The organism is Nostoc favosum CHAB5714 (assembly GCF_020829495.1).
Taxonomy (GTDB): Bacteria; Cyanobacteriota; Cyanobacteriia; order Cyanobacteriales; family Nostocaceae; genus Nostoc; species Nostoc favosum.
This window is the reverse complement of sequence record NZ_JAIVFQ010000002.1, coordinates 221271-238141: the sequence shown is the minus strand read 5'-3', so window position 1 is coordinate 238141 and position 16871 is coordinate 221271. Positions and strand designations below refer to the sequence as shown.

Below are 16871 nucleotides of genomic sequence, written 5' to 3'. Positions count from 1 at the left end.
AGAGTTCAGTTGTCATTAATTATGCCTAGCTGGAGATGGCAGGGAGACGATCCTAATCATAGATATGTGTGATTCTCGTCACATGATTGTTACAACTAAACTGCATATACCCGAATAATTTCTGAGCATCAGTAAATATCCGTAAGTTTTGGTTAAGAATATATACGCTAGTAAATGCTTTTTCAGCTTCAGAGCAAAGAACACCAATTAGAGACTCAGGGGTTAAAACACGAGATAGAGGAATTAACAAATCTATACACTGTTTGCCAAAGTACTGTAGCAGAAAGAGCTATCTGCAAAGATAAATTTCTCAAAGCCAGTCGTAGAAAAGCTAATAGGGTTTTCATTGTTGTTGAAAGTGATGTTGGCACTTTTAAGGGTATTGCCAGAAATCACACCAGATACCAGCAGTTGGGAGCGATTGAAAGCTCTCAGATCGAGGGTATCAAAACCGTCTCCACCATCAACAGTCGCAACGCCAAACCCTTTGAAGTAATCATCTCCAGTGCCCAAATCAATGCTGATGCCGCCACCGATAGAGACTTTTTGTTGAACTCCATCTAGGATACTGGTAGCGATAATTTCGTCATCGTCATCGCCAGTCTTAATAATTCCTTTTCCATAAATGCCATAGGCAGTACCACCAATTGTTGCTGTAGCCTGTCCGGTAAGCTTGTCAGAACCATTGCCGATATCAATGATTCCATCGTTGACGATGCCATAGGCGGTGGAGTTTGTTCCAGAACTGTTCCCATAACCTGTAATCGTGTCGTTGCCCCACCCTGTAGTGATGGTGGCGTCTTTAGTGTTCTGGATGCCGGTTCCAGTACCGCCGTTGCCACGGTTGCCGCCAGTACCGATGCCGATAATAGTATCTTTTCCGCCTCCGGTATCCAGCTTGCTACTGTTGGCGATACCTATACCATCCCCGCCGTTGCTAGCGTCGAGACCCCCGCCGCTGTTGCCGCCACTACCAGTGCCAGTGATCGTGTCTTTTCCGTCCCCTGGATTCAGACTGCCACTATTGGCGATGCCTGTCCCAGTACCGCCGTTACCGCCCTCGTAGCTGTTGCCGCCGTTGCCGGCCCTTCCCTGTGCCAGTGATCGTGTCTTCTCCGTCGCCTGCCTTAAGCAAGCCGCTATTGGTGATGCCTGTCCCAGTAGCACCCCTGTTGTTGTCATTATTGCCCTCATTCTCGTTGTACCCGCCGTTGCCGCCAGTGCCCGTGCCGGCGATCGCGTTGTTTCCATCTCCTGCATTAATACTGCCACTGTTAGCGATGCCTGTCCCATAAGCGCCGTTGCTGTCGAATTTGCCGTTATCGCCAGTAGCGATGCCATTGATCGTGTCTATTCCTGAGAGTGTACGAATGGAACCTCCAGTTAAAATATCAATACCAATTGCGGGTAATGCATTTAACTCTTCTCCGATTAAAGTATCGGCACCCCCAATGCCGATAAAATTGGGTGGAACCGTAAGTCTAGGCATGATCAAAATCCTCTCAATTAGGTTAGTACGGTCGGTTTTATGCACGTTACAAGAAAATTTTATTTTCTTACTTCGCAAGTAACAGTACACAAATGAGAGCATAGTACCGCAAGGCAAAAGTCACGCATTCAAAAGTCACGCATTCAAAAAGCTTATAGGACAGACTTTTTGGCGATTTGGAATGGGTGGTTTATTTACGCCGTGCTGTAATAGTAGGATTTCAGAATTTCATACAATCTATTTTTAGACGTTTACGATATTTATTTAAATAGATTTTACCGTATAGCCATGAACTATCCTAAAGCTGCACCTAGAGGGCAAGTAAATCGATAGAATAATGCTGCTCTGTACAACTGGCAACAAACCTAGCTTGGGGTAATCATGGCAACAGAACAAAAGCACAGCACTTATTTATCAGAAGCCGAAAGCCGTTTGCGTCAACTTTCTATTGAAAAGTTGCGATTAGCAGTTGCGTTTCTGGCTTATTTGCAAGAAACAGAAGAAAACGAAGTTACTGAAAAAGTATTATTAAATATTCCTGATTTGGCCCAATCTTTCCGCGAGATTGAACAAAATGAAGACAAGTTAGAAAATACTGCCTCAAATCAGATTGCCTCAGATGAAGAGGTATGGCAGGCTTATTTAGCTTCTAAACAGAAATGGCAGGAGGTTTACCGTCGCCTTGCAGACTCCTAGATTTCTTTCTATTTCTCAAGTCCTAGACATTCACCAAGATGAGATAAACAGCTTTGGTGGAACATCTGGTGTCAGAGACGAAGGTTTGCTAGATTCAGCATTGGCACAACCTCAAGCTACTTTTGGCGGCGAACTTCTCCATCTTACAATTCACGAGCAAGCAGCAGCATACCTGTACCATTTAGCGATGAACCATCCGTTTATTGATGGCAACAAACGCACTGCATTTGCGGTTATGGATACCTTCATAACCTTAAACGGCTACAGTTTGAACTTATCCCAAGAGCAAGCTTACAACTTGGTGATTCAAGTAGTCCAAAAAGAAATATCCAAAGAAGAATTATCTGCATTCCTAAAACTGCATCTGCAAGGCAAGTAAATCGATAGAATAATGCTCTGTCCCCCAGAGTGCATTTTCATGACTGCAACCTCAAAACCAGCCTTTTCCGCCGAAGAAATCGCCGCAGAAGGTTTAAAGCCAGAAGAATACGCAGAAATTGTCCGTCGGTTAGGGCGTCATCCCAACAAAGCTGAACTGGGAATGTTTGGGGTAATGTGGTCAGAGCATTGCTGTTACAAAAATTCTCGACCTCTACTCAAACAATTTCCCACTGAGGGGCCCCGCATCCTCGTGGGGCCTGGTGAAAATGCTGGTGTTGTAGATTTGGGCGACGGACTCCAACTAGCTTTTAAGATTGAATCCCACAACCACCCATCAGCTGTAGAACCATTTCAAGGTGCAGCAACGGGAGTAGGGGGTATTCTCAGAGATATTTTTACAATGGGTGCGCGTCCCATTGCTCTACTAAATTCCCTGCGTTTCGGTTCCCTAGAAGATGCCAAAACTCAAAGGCTGTTCCAAGGCGTAGTGGCAGGAATTTCACATTATGGTAATTGTGTGGGAGTACCCACCGTTGGCGGCGAAGTTTACTTTGACCCTGCTTATTCTGGTAATCCCCTGGTGAACGTTATGGCACTAGGATTAATGGAAACATCAGAAATCGTTAAATCTGGGGCATCTGGCTTAGGCAACCCCGTGCTTTATGTTGGTTCCACTACGGGGCGCGATGGCATGGGAGGCGCGAGTTTTGCCAGTGCAGAATTGAGCGATCAGTCAATAGACGATCGCCCTGCTGTGCAAGTGGGCGATCCATTTTTGGAAAAGTCGTTAATTGAAGCTTGTCTGGAAGCGTTTAAGACAGGTGCAGTTGTCGCCGCCCAGGATATGGGAGCAGCCGGTATCACCTGTTCTACTTCAGAGATGGCGGCAAAAGGCGGTGTGGGAATTGAACTAGATTTAGATAAGATTCCCGTTAGAGAAACGGGGATGGTTCCTTATGAATATCTGCTTTCGGAATCTCAAGAACGAATGCTGTTCGTTGCCCACAAGGGGCGTGAGCAGGAATTAATCGACATTTTCCACCGTTGGGGACTTCAAGCAGTTGTCGCTGGTACTGTCATCGCTGAACCCATCGTGCGGATTCTCTTTCAGGGTGAAGTAGCAGCAGAAATCCCTGCTGAGGCTTTGGCGGAGAATACCCCACTATATAACCGGGAATTGTTGACAGAACCGCCAGAATATGCGCGTCAAGCTTGGGAATGGACACCTGATTCCTTACCTGCTTGCACAACTACTGGAATAGAACTCCAAGAAGGCTTGCAAAGTTGGAATGATATTTTGTTAACCTTGCTCGATACACCCACGATCGCATCTAAAAACTGGGTATATCGTCAATATGACCATCAAGTACAAAATAATACAGTAATATTACCAGGTGGTGCAGATGCGGCTGTTATCCGTTTGCGCCCCCTAGAACAAATCCCCAATCGTTCGACTGAGCGTAGCCGAAGTCTAAAATCCCAAATCCCAAATATAAAATCAGGAGTGGCGGCGACGGTAGATTGCAATCCTCGTTATGTTTATCTTGACCCCTACGAAGGAGCTAAGGCAGTGGTGGCAGAAGCTGCACGCAATCTTAGCTGTGTGGGTGCAGAACCTCTGGCGGTGACGGATAACCTAAATTTTGGCTCTCCAGAAAAACCGATTGGTTACTGGCAATTGGCAGAAGCTTGTCGCGGTTTGGCAGAAGGTTGTCGAGAATTGGCAACACCCGTCACAGGCGGTAATGTCTCTTTGTACAATGAAACCCTCGATTCTCAAGGCATTCCACAACCCATTTATCCCACTCCAGTAGTGGGGATGGTGGGCTTGATTCCCGATATCACCAAAATTTGTGGTCAAGGTTGGCAAGCAGTCGGCGATGTGATTTATCTTCTCGGATTGCCTCTGGCATCCAAAATCAGTTTGGGAGCATCGGAGTATTTAGCCACTATCCACGGTACTGTTGCCGGAAAACCACCACAAGTAGATTTTGACTTAGAACGTCGCGTCCAGAAAGTTTGTCGTGAAGGAATTCGTAATGGTTGGGTACGTTCAGCCCACGATTCTGCTGAGGGGGGATTGGCGATCGCAATAGCAGAATGCTGCATTTCTGGCAATCTTGGTGCCGAAATCAATTTAGAAATAGCACCAACCCAAACACTATCTCGTTTTGATGAGGTGCTGTTTGCCGAAGGTGGTGCCAGGATTCTTGTTTCTGTAGCATCAGAACAACAAGAAATTTGGGAATCATATTTACAAGAACATCTGGGTCAAGAGTGGCAAAAACTGGGCACGGTTCGTAATTATGAGACGGGCTTGGGGGTTTTCACTACTGATAACCAAGCCTTAATCAAAGTTAGGATCGAAGATATGAACGATCGCTATTCCCACGCGATCGCCAGACGCCTTGCCATCCACACCACTACCCCCAGTTAAACAAGTTAGGAGTTGAAAGTGAGGGGCTAGGAATAAAAAGCATAACTCCTAACTCCTCACTCCTAACTCTTTTAGCCTCTGTGATCAGAATTACGGTACTGTTTTAATAGATGGTTAAAGATTTATTAAGAAAGCTAAAACTATCTATAGACATAATCCCAGTGACTTGACTACCGATTTTAGATTTTGAATTTTAGATTTTGGATTGGGAGCGTTGCTTCTGGTTCATGTCTTGCTCCTAATGGGCGAAACAAATCTGAAATAGGCATTCTCAAATCCCAAGCCGCATCTCTACTAGGGTGCGATCAATCCAAAAGACGCTCGCGGACTCGCTAACGCTCCGCTATCGTCAATCTCAAATCCAAAATTGATTGACCCCCCCACCAGGAGCAAAGCTAGCATGATTTTTATTCATTCTGTCACTTCGGATGAATACCCCGACCAAATCAACAACCCAATCAATAGTCATGAAAATCAGCCTGACAAGCCAGAAGAAGCTTGTGGTGTTTTTGGCATCTACGCACCAGGAGAAAACGTTGCTAAACTGACCTACTTTGGATTGTATGCCCTCCAGCATCGGGGTCAAGAATCAGCTGGTATTGCCACCTTTGAGGGTACACAAGTACACCTCCATAAAGATATGGGCTTGGTGTCTCAAGTTTTTAATGAATCCATCTTGGATCAGTTGCCTGGTAGCCTTGCTGTTGGTCACACTCGTTATTCAACCACAGGTTCTAGCCGCAAAGTTAATGCCCAACCCGCAGTACTGGAAACCCGTTTAGGTTCATTAGCTCTGGCACACAATGGTAATTTAGTCAATACTGTGCAATTACGTCAAGAGTTGCTTGAGAACAAATGCAACTTAGTCACGACAACAGACTCAGAAATGATCGCTTTTGCGATCGCAGAAGCCATCAACGCTGGCGCAGATTGGCTAGAAGGTGCAATTCAGGCATTTCATCGTTGTCAAGGAGCCTTTAGTTTAGTTATTGGCACTCCTAACGGCGTTATGGGTGTCCGTGATCCCAATGGCATTCGCCCCCTAGTAATTGGCACTTTGGCTGGTAATCCAGTCCGTTACGTTTTGGCTTCGGAGACTTGTGGTTTAGACATTATTGGAGCCGAATACCTGCGAGACGTAGAACCAGGGGAATTAGTTTGGATTACTGAAGAAGGTTTGGCTTCCTATCATTGGAGTCAACAGCCCCAGAGGAAATTGTGTATCTTTGAGATGATTTACTTTGCCCGCCCTGATAGCGTCATGCACAACGAGAGTTTGTATAGCTACCGGATGCGGTTAGGACATCAACTAGCTAAAGAATCCTTTGTAGATGCCGATATTGTTTTTGGTGTTCCTGATTCAGGTATCCCTGCTGCGATCGGGTTTTCCCAAGCTTCTGGTGTAGCTTACGCCGAAGGACTAATTAAAAATCGCTATGTTGGACGAACCTTTATTCAGCCAACACAAACCATGCGCGAGTCAGGTATTCGGATGAAACTCAACCCCCTCAAAGATGTGCTGGCGGGTAAACGAGTAATTATTGTTGATGACTCGATTGTGCGGGGTACTACCAGCCGTAAACTAGTCAAAACTTTGCGTGAAGCGGGTGCAGTGGAAGTACACATGCGAATTTCTTCTCCGCCAGTAACTCATCCCTGCTTCTATGGTATCGATACCGATTCTCAGGATCAACTGATTGCTGCTACCAAGTCAGTAGCGGAAATTGCCAAGCAACTGGAAGTAGACAGCCTCGCCTATCTCAGTTGGGAAGGAATGCTAGAAGCGACACGAGAAGATACTAATAGTTTCTGCTCTGCCTGCTTTACTGGAGATTATCCCGTAGCGATTCCTGAGCAAGTGAAGCGTTCTAAGTTGAGTTTAGAAAAGGTAGTAGTGTAGAGGCTGAGAGCATTAGAGAGATGAGGGAGTAGGAGGAGCAAGGGGTGAGTAATAACTCCTAACTCCTAACTCCTAACCCTACGTTGTTCAATGGTGATAAGTTGAACTCACCCATATTGCCTGATTTTAATTGTGCGATGTCTACGACGGGCTACGCCTACGCATCCTTATTTACTTAACAAAAGTTTGCAGAATTGCCGTAATTTCTTACTATTCGCAATTTTTAATAAATAGTTATGGACAGAGGAGAAGGCGCAATGTCTCAGCAGTATTCAATTGAGCAAGTTCCTAAGAATCTGGATAAAATTTTTCAGGAAATTGGACAAGGTGAATCGGTACAAATTACGCAACAGGGGCAGCAAGTTGCTGTGATTCTACCTGCGGCTAAATATCAGCGTTTATTGCATGGAAAGCCGAGTTTTTGGGAATCTGTGGAGCGATTTCGTCAAGAAATCATGGAAGAAGGAACCGAGATTGATCCCGATGAGGTTTGGAAAGATGTACGGGACAAGTCTCCTGGACGAGAGATCCTCTTGTGAGCCGCTTTTTACTGGATACTAACGTCATCTCTGAGCCGTTAAGGCCACAACCGAATCCAGCAGTTATCTAAAGGTTGCAACAGTATCAAGGGGAATTTGCTATTGCTTCGGTTACTTGGCATGAATTGTTATTTGGTTGCTATCGTCTGCCCGCTTCTAAAAGGCGAGAGAGAATTAAGCAGTATCTCAAGCATATAGTCCAACCAAATATTCCTATCTTGCCCTATGATAACGTGGCAGCCGAATGGTTTGCTTTAGAAAGAGCGCGACTGGTAACTATAGGAAAAACTCCCGCGTATCCAGATGGACAGATTGCAGCGATCGCAAAAGTAAATGGTCTGATTTTGGTAACAAATAATGTTTCAGACTATGCGGATTTTCAAGAACTTCAACTAGAGAATTGGTTTTGTTAGTTGAGTAGGTTACTTTTTTCAAGATGGCAAAACTACTTTTAATTGCAGAGCGATGTCTAAGTAGTGGAGCTTAACTATGCTGTAAAAACTCGACCTTGGGCAATAACGGGTCAGTCACAATACCCACACCGCTAAAACCCCAACGTTTGAGCAAGTTTCCCAACTGTGTACTCGGAATAGATTCCACAGAAAAGCGATTTGCTACTTCTGCTGCGTGGGTGTTGAGATAGCTAAGGGCATCAAAGTTTTCCTGAAACAGCAATAAATAACCTGATGTTTCGGTGTCAGGACGAGCTATGAGATAATTACCGTCAGTTTTTGAGCGCACCAAGTAATAGACTTCGGACAGCATGGAGATGGGGATGGGGAGAGTGTGGGAGCAGGGGGAGCAGGGGGAGCAGGGGGAGCAGGGGAAGCAGGGGGAGCAGGGGAAGAAAGAATAATTAATGACTAATGACTAATGACTAATGACTAATGACTAATGACTAATGACTAATGACTAATGACTAATGACTAATGACTAATGACTAATGACTAATGACTAATGACTAATGACTAATTCAAATTTTCTAGGCGAATGCGTGGATCGGCGGCTTTTAACATTAAATCGGCGATTAAATTACCAGCAATCAGCAAGACTGCGCCCATTACCAAGCTTGCCATTAACAAATATAAATCTTGAGCTTGTAAAGCCTGTAGAGTCAACCTCCCTAAACCGGGCCAGTTGAAGAAGAATTCGGCAATAAAAGCACCATTTAATAAACCAGCTAATTCAAAACCCAATAAGGTAATCAAGGGATTTATCGCATTGCGGAGTGCATGAACGTAGATGACGCGGTTCTCTGGCAATCCTTTAGCACGAGCCGTTTGGATATAATCTTGACGCAAAACATCCAATAATTCGCCGCGAGTGATGCGTTGTAAACCAGCAAAACTAGTAATTGAGAGGGCGATCGTGGGTAAAATCATGTGCCAGCCGATATCTAAGATTCTGCCAAACCACGACAGTTCTGAGTGATCAATGCTAGTCATGCTACCCACTGGGAATAAAGGCGAGGTGAGTTGGGCTAAAACCAGCAGCGCTAAAGCAGTGATGAAACTGGGAAAGCCTTGTCCAGCGTAACTAATTACCTGTAAAATCCGGTCTGCTGGCTTATTTTGTTTAACAGCAGCAAAGATCCCTAAAGGGATGGCGATCGCCCATGTGACAATTAAAGATGCGATCGCTAATAGTAAAGTCGCTGGTACTCGTTCCCACAACAACGATGCTACTGAGCGTTGATAAATAAAACTCGTGCCAAAATCCCCCTTTGTCAATATTCGCCATAGCCACAGCCAAAATTGCTCTGGCCAAGACTTATCCAGACCAAACTGCCGCTTGATTTCTTCAATTCTTTCTGGCGATATCTTTGGGTTTTGCCGCAGCGTATCTACATAATCTCCTGGAGCGAGTTGAATAATGAAAAACGACAACGCCGACGCCAACAACAAAGTTAGTAGTGCCTGCAATATCCGCTTTACCACATAAACAAAAGTTTCGCTCGTGACTAGCGTTATTAGCCAATCCCGACCTGTCTCCAAGGAAATTCTCGTAGATGTCATTTGTCCTTTGTCCTTTGTCCTTTGTCCTTTGTCCTTTGTCATCTGTCATTTGTCCTTTGTTAATGACCAATGACAAATAACTAATATTCAATTAAAGAGATAATCGGCACGTCCGGCAGATATTTACGCCCTTCTAAATCCCGTAGCTCGATAATAAACCCAAATCCTACTAGTTCGCAGCCAATCTTCTGCACTAACTTTGCTGTTGCACTCGCAGTTCCACCCGTGGCAATCAAATCGTCCACAATTAATACTCGGCTACCTTGGTGTAAACCGTCTTGATGCACTTCTAGGCAGTCCATACCATACTCTAGTTCATATTCAATTGAATGAACGGCTGCTGGTAACTTACCTTTTTTGCGGACGGGAATAAAACCGGTTCCTAATTTATAAGCCAGAGGTGAACCAAAAATAAATCCCCTCGACTCTATACCAATGACATAATCCGCCGTTATGCCAGATTCATTGCATTTTTGTGCTAGAAAGTCAATAGTGTAGCGCAGTCCCTCCGGATCGCGCAGCAGGGTAGTAATATCCCGAAATAAAATTCCGGGTTTAGGGAAATCTGGGATGTCACGAACGAGAGACTTCAAATCCATAAAATAGGAAATTGGGAATGGGGAATGGGGAATAGGGCATGGGGCATGGTGAATCAGGAAATAGGGTAAACAAGGGGGACAAAAAAGGATAACTAATGCCCAATGCCCAATGCCCAATGCCCAATGTCCAATTTCAGATACCTGAAAAATCGTACACTATAATGTCATACGCTGGGGGTCGAGGCTGAAGCTTCGCCGTTTATTGACGATAATTAGAATCTAAATCAAGCTAGAAGAGGTATTGCACTAAATAAATGAGGTGAATTAAGTTATGTTTTAAAATTTTGATTTCAATATAGGTAAAACTTTGAGTAGAAAGAGTTAAGTAATGTATATATCAGGTAGTCATGCTACTGCTACAAGTCTAATGCTCAAGTCTTGGCTACCGATCTTAAATTTGTTTTATCTAGTCTGTTGGAACCGCACAAGGTATTTATAGAATGAATGTCTCAGCAAGTTTAACGCCGTTCAACAGTCCAACTCAAGATTCACTGCCGATGGTTCTGGACACTTTGCCAGATCCTGCGATCGCTTCCAAAACGTGTCCTCGCAGAACCAGGCTGCAAATTGACCTGATTTTACTGGCAATTGAAGCTTTAGAGCTTGGGGGTTCGGAAGCAATCCTGACTTTTGCTCAAGAGTTGGATCTAAAAGGAATTGTTAAAGACAGGGTAAATTTATGGCGGATGCGTAGCTCTAATCCGCTACGGAGAGCGCACATGCGCCGTCCCTTAAGTATCATGGAAGCAAAAGCTCTGGTGGTCATTGCTTGCTACATAGCACGGCGTTTAACTGTTGTGATTCGCCAGTTACTAATGATATGTCAGCAAATGGAAGAAAAGCAGATTCCATTAGAACAGAATTTGCGCCTATCTAATTACCTAGAGCGGTTTAGAGCGCATTTTAAGAGCCGGATGAATGCTCGACGTTCTGGTGTCCTAGCATTAACTTCTGATGCAAAATTAGATGAGCTAGCTATAAATTTGTTAGGACAATTACTATTTTGTACTGGTACAGCTGGAATGCAACGGTTCTGGATTAGTCTTTTTGACGGTGAAGTGGAATGAATATTCAACGTAAGTACAGTTTGCCTAACTGTACACTGCTTTTAGAAGGGTTAAGCGATCTCAGTCGGGCTGCACATTTCCAGGAAATGCGCCCGGAATTATCAATATTGGTAAATGCAGAATGTTATTTATCTGGTTACAACCAACCCCTAACGGGAGGGCGGGAATTTTTTGAAAGTTTGGTGAGGGCTGTTAGTGGCTATGCCCAAGAATTTTTAAGTAGTGTACCTAATCCGCAAGCACACAACCAGGAATCGGAGCTAGTAGAGTTTCGGAAAATTGACAGCAACCGACATAGGTTAATTATATATTCAGAAGATGCTTCAGAGGGGTTCGATCACTCTAACAATTCCAAACGTCCGCCTATTGAAATAGATTTGAATACGGTGCAGTTGTTTGATTTAGTGGAAGCAGTGGATCAGTTTTTTGCTGATACCCAAACTTTACCTGAACTTTCCTTAGAACTACAACCAGTTACTAGACGCTATGGCGGTGCTAGTCAGGCTTTGATCAGGCAGGCTGTTCCTGCTGCTGTGGGTGTGTCAAGTTTAGCAGTAGCAGCGATCGCCTTTAACTTAATTCCACCTCCCCAAATGCGTCCACCGCAGCCTAAACCAAATGAGCAAACTAGCTCTACAACAAACAATATCACTGCTCCAGCATCAGCTGCTGCAACACCCACAGCAACATCCACAGCTAATACAAAGCCCGCAGTTAAAGATTTAGAAGCACTTTTAAATACAGTTCCAGAAATTACTGATCCATCGCAGTTGCGTGCATTGAATCGTCAAGTTTACAACCAAGTTCATCCAGCTTGGACTAATCGCTCCGGATTGCAACAGGATTTGATCTATCGTCTGGGTGTAGCTGCGGATGGAGCGATCGTTGGTTATAAAGCGGTGAATAAAGAGGCAAATATAGGAGTGGGGCAAACTCCTCTGCCTAACGTACTTTACAATCCAGCTAGGCGCCCTTCCATTTCTAATGAACCGATCGCCCAATTCCGAGTAGTATTTACTACAAAAGGTGTGCTAGAAGTTAGTCCTTGGCGAGGATATGCTAGGACGCCAGAGGTAGTAGGTGCAAAAATTACTGACTCTAATATAGTCAAAGGTTTAAACCAAAAGCTTTACAGTACAGTTCGCCAAACCTGGAATGGTACGCCCACCTTTACGCGAGATTTGAAATATCGGGTAGCAGTCAACAAAGATGGTGTAATTGCTGACTATGAACCACTCAACCAAGTCGCCTTTGACTATTTCCGCGAAACACCCCTTCCCAAGATGTTCAAAGCTGTCTACGGTTCCAATGTAGCAGCTCCCAACAATAAAGAACCTCTCGCCCATTTTCAAGTGATATTCAAGCCTAACGGCACGATGGAAGTTACGCCTTGGCAGGGATATCAATAATTGGGCATGGGGCATGGGGCATGGGGCATTGGGAAAAGAATTAAGTTGCTATTCCCTATTCCCTATTCCCTATTCCCTATTCCCTATGGATTTTAGATAAACATTGAGCTTGGGTAATAGTTCATCAAGAATTGGTTTAACTAATTCGGCGGAATTCCCCGTCCCTCTACAGGGCGGGGATGGATAGCTTTCTTGACGACGAAAGCACCTCTGACTAATATCAACCTACGGTTGATAAGGGAGGGGGTGTTTGAGAAGTCACCAATTATTTTATTTTGTTACTTTACCAGAATATATATTTGTGATAAAGTAAAAATATTAAGGAGGTGATGTTGAGTGTTACACAAAGTTGTGCAAGTCCGTTTATATCCTTCACTTGAGCAGCAAATACAACTGGCTCAAACTTTTGGGTGTGCTAGATGGTGGTGGAATTATGCTCTAAATAAATCTATTGAGACTTATAAGGAGACGGGTAAGGGACTTAGCCGTGTTGCACTCAACGCATTTCTTCCTGCACTCAAAAAGGCAGAAGAGACTGTGTGGTTAGCCGATTGTTACAGCCAAGTTTTACAGGCTACGACACTGAATCTAACTACAGCCTACAAAAACTTTTTTGAGAAACGTGCTGGATTTCCTAAGTTCAAATCTAAGCATGGTAAACAGTCTATCCAGTATCCTCAAAACGTCAAGATTGTAGATGGTAATGTTAAACTCCCTGGTAACATAGGGATGGTCAAAGCCAAAATACACAGAGCGATTGAGGGGAAAATCAAAACTGTTACCGTGAGTAAAACGCCTTCTGGTAAATACCTCGCATCTATCCTGACTGAAGTTGAAGGTGAAAATCCAATTATTTCAGAAGGTAAAATTTACGGTATTGATCTAGGGTTAAAACACTTTGCAGTCGTCACTGATGGCGAAAAAGTATCTTTTTACGACAATCCTAAACACCTTGCCAAACATGAGTTTAACCTCAAGCGTAAACAACAGAAGTTAGCGCGTAAACAGAAGGGGAGTAAGTCAAGAAATAGATATAGAAAAGTTGTTGCCAAGGTGTACGAGCGAGTTAGTAATTCGCGGCAGGATTTTCTGCATAAACTTAGTTATAAGTTGGTCAGCAATAGCCAAGCTGTCATAGTAGAGAATCTTCATGTATTAGGCATGGTTCGTAATCACAAATTGGCTTATGCTATATCTGATTGTGGCTGGGGAACATTCACCAATTTTCTAGCTTATAAACTAGAACGCAGAGGTGGAAAGTTAGTTGAGATTGATAGATGGTTCCCTAGTTCAAAACTCTGTTCTAATTGTTTCTATCAAATAGGTGAGATGCCGTTGGATATCCGTGAGTGGACTTGTCCTCATTGCCATACTCATCATGACCGGGACGCGAACGCCGCGCAGAACATAAGAGCAGAGGGGATCAGAATGATAAAGGCGGAAGGTTCAGCCGTCTCTGCTGTAGGAGGGGGGGTAAGTCCTACTCTTGGGCGAAAGTCTAAGTTTAGGCACTCCCCTATGATTACAGAAGCCCCAACTTCAACCGTACTCGGTAAGTTGGGGTAGTTCACATCTGCTTACCTGTTCATTTGTCAATAACTGTCTGGCGTAGGCTAACCTCAACCAGCTGATAGTTTCATACAAAGACCCTCTCGCAATCTTGACAAAACGTCGATTGTCTTGGTCGTTGTACCTACCTCTACCTTCTGCAATGTTCGCACAAATACTATCAGCAGATCGAACAATTTGCTTGCCCAGTGTATCTTTAGTGAAATTGTCCCATCCCTTAACAATACGCCAAATTTCATTAGCTAGCTTTTGGGCTAGTTGATAAACTTCTAAGTCCTCAAAATCAGGTCTTCTCACAAAATTCCATTGATCATTTATTGATCAATAGTTCCCAATGCCCAATGCCCAATGCCCAATGCCCAATTTACTTTGTAATCCGCCGCATATAATTTCCCCACAACTGAGCTGCTTGAGCGCTGCTACCAGATGTAGGGGAATTATTGTCGTTTCCCAGCCAGACACCAGTTACAAGCCGCCGACTGGGGATAAAACCTATGAACCATAAGTCAACGTTTTTATCAGTTGTGCCTGTTTTGCCAGCTTCCCCCAGCCCAATGGCAGCACTACGACCAGTACCTCTTGTGACTACGCCGCGCATCAAACTAGTCATCTCATCGGCTACACTATCTGGCAGCACTCGTTTGTTGGCATCCGGATCTTGGTCGAAGGAGTAGATTACACGGCAGGTTTTGATATCATTGCGATCGCGGCAATCACCACTGTCTAAAATTCGGTTAATCGCATGGGGAGGATTCCGTATACCACCATTACTAATAGCGCCAAAAGCACCAGTCATTTCCAAAACATTGACTACACTTTGACCTAGTACTAAGCCAGGAACTGGATCAAGTGTTGACTTTATTCCCAAATTCTGTGCCATTGCCACGACTTTATTCAGCCCGATTTCTCTGGCAACTCGTAAAGCGATAGGATTTTCTGAAAGAGCCAGCCCCGTGGCAATATCTAAACTAGCGCCAGCACCAGCACGACAGGGTTTATAAGTAAAGCCTTGCCAAGTTAAAGGAGCGCAAGAATAACTTTTTGATTCTGAAATTCCCTGTTGAATAGCAGCGGTGTAAGCAAAGATTTTGAAGGTGGAACCTGGTTGTCTTTTGGCTTGAACAGCACGATTGAACTGACTTTTTCTGTAATCAGTCCCACCCACCATTGCCAGGATACTGCCTGTACTAGAGTCAAGAGTGACTACCGCCCCTTGAGAAAAATTAAAATTTCTACCAGCGTTGTTCACTGAATTATTCAATGCTGCTTCTGCTTGACTCTGTATCGCTGGATCAAGCTTGGTTTCAATGATATAATTTCCTTCTCTTGCAGCTCCCTCCCCCAAGATTGATTCAAGTTCAGAGAAGACGTAACTGTAAAAATAAGGAGCGATCGTCTTGGCTTGCTGTTCACACACTTTAGGACTAACTTGGACAGTGGAGCGTCTAGCTCGATTCGCATCCTCAGGTTTAATTTTGCCCATATCCAGCAACCGCTTAATCACGCGATTCCGGTATTCAGCTGCTTCTAGCTTATTTGGCCCATCCCCACAAAAATCGAAAGCGTTGGGAGCAGGTAAAATTCCTACCAATGTTGCTGCTTCTGCCAAAGTTAATTCTTTAGCGGGCTTCTCAAAGTAATACTGGGATGCATCCTCAAAGCCAGAGGTATCTCCCCCTAAAAAAACCCGATTTAAGTACATCAGCAAAATTTCATCTTTGCTGTAAAAGGTTTCGAGCTTCAGGGCGACAACTGCTTCTCGCAATTTACGTCCAAGGGTATCTTGTCTGCCTACATACTCGCGGAACAAACTGCGGGCAACTTGCTGGGTAACAGTGCTGGCTCCTTGCTGCACATCTCCGCTGCGGCTATTGATCAACACGGCTCGTAAAATCCCCACAGGGTCAACCCCAAAGTGCCAGTAATAACGACTATCCTCTGAAGCCACCACCGCAGCAGGCAAATAAGGGCCAAATTCCTCTAAACGCTTCATGTCTACATGAGAGGTAGTCCGAGGCTCTCTCAGAGGAGTGGCTCCATCACGGGCGTAAACAACTACTGGGGCGCGTGTAGCTGTAGGTAGGGGTTTAACTTGAAATTTTAGCCATTCGACACCAATTACTAACGCTAACAGGGCACTAGTACCACCGACGCCATAAGCTGTCCAACTTGCAGCTTTCACATACCAGGCTGGTGGATCGACGTATTGCAACCGCACAGAAGCGGCGAGTTCTGGGGGGCCTAGAGTCAGAATATCGCCGTGACGCAGTTCTAGGGAATTGACACGACGCTTGCCCCGATAAATGCCATTGGTGGAGTTTTCGTCTTTGATCACGAAAACTGGTGTGCGTTGAGTAGAATTCCGCGATAGCGACAGGTGAATTTGGCTGACAACAGGGTTACGGATGACGATATCGCTGGATTTGGAGCTACGACCTAGAATATAGCGATCGCCCAACAGTGGATATACCTCTGCCTTATCCGCCCCCGCATCCTGCACCCAGAGTTCCGGTACTTTGGCATTAGGCTTAAGCGCCAATTTAGAAAAATCGACCCTAGCTTGGATAGTATGTACCGCTTGAGTCAGTTGACCAAGTAAAGTTTGTGGCTTTTGAGGGGGTTGGGGAGAACTCATCGGCTATTCACATCACACTTTTTAGTGAAGAATCGGGCGAATTACAATCAATTTAGATGTTAGTCTTTCATCATTTTACTCATAAGCCAAAGCATAAATTATCTCTACGGAACTTTTTGACCTAATTTATACTTA

At 44.5% G+C, this 16871-nt stretch carries 15 protein-coding genes; 9 read left to right on the top strand and 6 right to left on the bottom strand.

Annotated elements, in window-relative coordinates:
- Positions 1–252: 252 nt before the first annotated feature.
- On the bottom strand, positions 253–1182 hold the full coding sequence (locus tag LC586_RS02605) for a hypothetical protein (RefSeq protein ID WP_229482806.1): 930 nt from the start codon (positions 1180–1182) through the stop codon (positions 253–255).
- 688 nt (positions 1183–1870) lie between these two features.
- Between LC586_RS02605 and LC586_RS02600 the strand changes: the two genes are divergently transcribed.
- The 6 genes from LC586_RS02600 (at position 1871) to LC586_RS02575 (ending at position 7855) form a co-directional block, all read left to right on the top strand.
- On the top strand, positions 1871–2185 hold the full coding sequence (locus tag LC586_RS02600; RefSeq protein WP_229482805.1) for a hypothetical protein: 315 nt from the start codon (positions 1871–1873) through the stop codon (positions 2183–2185).
- Positions 2172–2564, top strand: a complete 393-nt coding sequence (locus tag LC586_RS02595) for a type II toxin-antitoxin system death-on-curing family toxin (protein WP_229482804.1) — start codon at positions 2172–2174, stop codon at positions 2562–2564. Before LC586_RS02600 ends, LC586_RS02595 begins: the two co-directional genes overlap by 14 nt.
- Positions 2565–2603: 39 nt before the next feature.
- Positions 2604–5003: a phosphoribosylformylglycinamidine synthase subunit PurL gene (gene purL, locus LC586_RS02590; RefSeq protein ID WP_229482803.1), complete on the top strand. Its 2400-nt coding sequence runs from the start codon at positions 2604–2606 to the stop codon at positions 5001–5003.
- Positions 5004–5403: 400 nt separating this feature from the next.
- Positions 5404–6903 carry an amidophosphoribosyltransferase gene (gene purF / locus LC586_RS02585; RefSeq protein WP_229482802.1) on the top strand — a complete coding sequence of 500 codons (1500 nt, stop codon included), beginning with the start codon at positions 5404–5406 and terminating at the stop codon, positions 6901–6903.
- Between the two features lie 257 nt (positions 6904–7160).
- On the top strand, positions 7161–7442 hold the full coding sequence (locus LC586_RS02580) for a type II toxin-antitoxin system Phd/YefM family antitoxin (RefSeq protein ID WP_229482801.1): 282 nt from the start codon (positions 7161–7163) through the stop codon (positions 7440–7442).
- A 74-nt stretch (positions 7443–7516) separates the two neighbouring features.
- Positions 7517–7855 carry a type II toxin-antitoxin system VapC family toxin gene (locus tag LC586_RS02575; protein WP_229482800.1) on the top strand — a complete coding sequence of 113 codons (339 nt, stop codon included), beginning with the start codon at positions 7517–7519 and terminating at the stop codon, positions 7853–7855.
- Positions 7856–7925: 70 nt separating this feature from the next.
- Here LC586_RS02575 and LC586_RS02570 read toward each other — a convergent pair whose 3' ends face one another.
- From LC586_RS02570 to LC586_RS02560, 3 genes are all read right to left on the bottom strand, one after another.
- A complete protein-coding gene (locus tag LC586_RS02570; protein WP_229482799.1) occupies positions 7926–8207 on the bottom strand; it encodes a hypothetical protein in 282 nt (93 codons plus the stop codon).
- 203 nt (positions 8208–8410) lie between these two features.
- Entirely contained in the window at positions 8411–9457 is a 1047-nt protein-coding gene (locus tag LC586_RS02565) for an ABC transporter permease (RefSeq protein WP_229482902.1), read from the bottom strand.
- Positions 9458–9537: 80 nt separating this feature from the next.
- Positions 9538–10056, bottom strand: a complete 519-nt coding sequence (locus LC586_RS02560; protein ID WP_229482798.1) for an adenine phosphoribosyltransferase — start codon at positions 10054–10056, stop codon at positions 9538–9540.
- A 440-nt stretch (positions 10057–10496) separates the two neighbouring features.
- Here LC586_RS02560 and LC586_RS02555 point away from each other — a divergent pair, with 440 nt between their 5' ends.
- The 3 genes from LC586_RS02555 (at position 10497) to LC586_RS02545 (ending at position 14098) form a co-directional block, all read left to right on the top strand.
- Positions 10497–11123, top strand: a complete 627-nt coding sequence (locus LC586_RS02555; RefSeq protein ID WP_229482797.1) for a DUF3038 domain-containing protein — start codon at positions 10497–10499, stop codon at positions 11121–11123.
- Positions 11120–12532 (top strand): DUF4335 domain-containing protein, encoded by a 1413-nt coding sequence (locus tag LC586_RS02550; RefSeq protein WP_229482796.1) that lies wholly within the window; start codon positions 11120–11122, stop codon positions 12530–12532. Before LC586_RS02555 ends, LC586_RS02550 begins: the two co-directional genes overlap by 4 nt.
- A 336-nt stretch (positions 12533–12868) precedes the next feature.
- Positions 12869–14098 carry an RNA-guided endonuclease InsQ/TnpB family protein gene (locus LC586_RS02545; RefSeq protein WP_229482795.1) on the top strand — a complete coding sequence of 410 codons (1230 nt, stop codon included), beginning with the start codon at positions 12869–12871 and terminating at the stop codon, positions 14096–14098.
- On the opposite strand, the gene LC586_RS02540 is transcribed toward LC586_RS02545, so the two are convergent.
- Both LC586_RS02540 and LC586_RS02535 read right to left on the bottom strand, forming a co-directional pair.
- The gene (locus LC586_RS02540) at positions 14072–14398 is read right to left on the bottom strand and encodes a four helix bundle protein (protein ID WP_229482794.1); all 327 of its coding nucleotides are present in this window, start codon (positions 14396–14398) and stop codon (positions 14072–14074) included. The genes LC586_RS02545 and LC586_RS02540 overlap by 27 nt on opposite strands.
- Before the next feature lie 67 nt (positions 14399–14465).
- Positions 14466–16736, bottom strand: a complete 2271-nt coding sequence (locus LC586_RS02535) for a transglycosylase domain-containing protein (protein ID WP_229482793.1) — start codon at positions 16734–16736, stop codon at positions 14466–14468.
- Between the last annotated feature and the right edge of the window lie 135 nt (positions 16737–16871).

Coding starts and splice junctions, on each gene's coding strand:
- LC586_RS02605 (WP_229482806.1), bottom strand. CDS start 1,182: ATGACAACAACAGGGGTGCTACTGGGACAGGCATCACCAATAGCGGCT.
- LC586_RS02600 (WP_229482805.1), top strand. CDS start 1,871: ATGGCAACAGAACAAAAGCACAGCACTTATTTATCAGAAGCCGAAAGC.
- purL (WP_229482803.1), top strand. CDS start 2,604: ATGACTGCAACCTCAAAACCAGCCTTTTCCGCCGAAGAAATCGCCGCA.
- purF (WP_229482802.1), top strand. CDS start 5,404: ATGATTTTTATTCATTCTGTCACTTCGGATGAATACCCCGACCAAATC.
- LC586_RS02580 (WP_229482801.1), top strand. CDS start 7,161: ATGTCTCAGCAGTATTCAATTGAGCAAGTTCCTAAGAATCTGGATAAA.
- LC586_RS02570 (WP_229482799.1), bottom strand. CDS start 8,207: ATGCTGTCCGAAGTCTATTACTTGGTGCGCTCAAAAACTGACGGTAAT.
- LC586_RS02565 (WP_229482902.1), bottom strand. CDS start 9,457: ATGACATCTACGAGAATTTCCTTGGAGACAGGTCGGGATTGGCTAATA.
- LC586_RS02560 (WP_229482798.1), bottom strand. CDS start 10,056: ATGGATTTGAAGTCTCTCGTTCGTGACATCCCAGATTTCCCTAAACCC.
- LC586_RS02555 (WP_229482797.1), top strand. CDS start 10,497: ATGAATGTCTCAGCAAGTTTAACGCCGTTCAACAGTCCAACTCAAGAT.
- LC586_RS02550 (WP_229482796.1), top strand. CDS start 11,120: ATGAATATTCAACGTAAGTACAGTTTGCCTAACTGTACACTGCTTTTA.
- LC586_RS02535 (WP_229482793.1), bottom strand. CDS start 16,736: ATGAGTTCTCCCCAACCCCCTCAAAAGCCACAAACTTTACTTGGTCAA.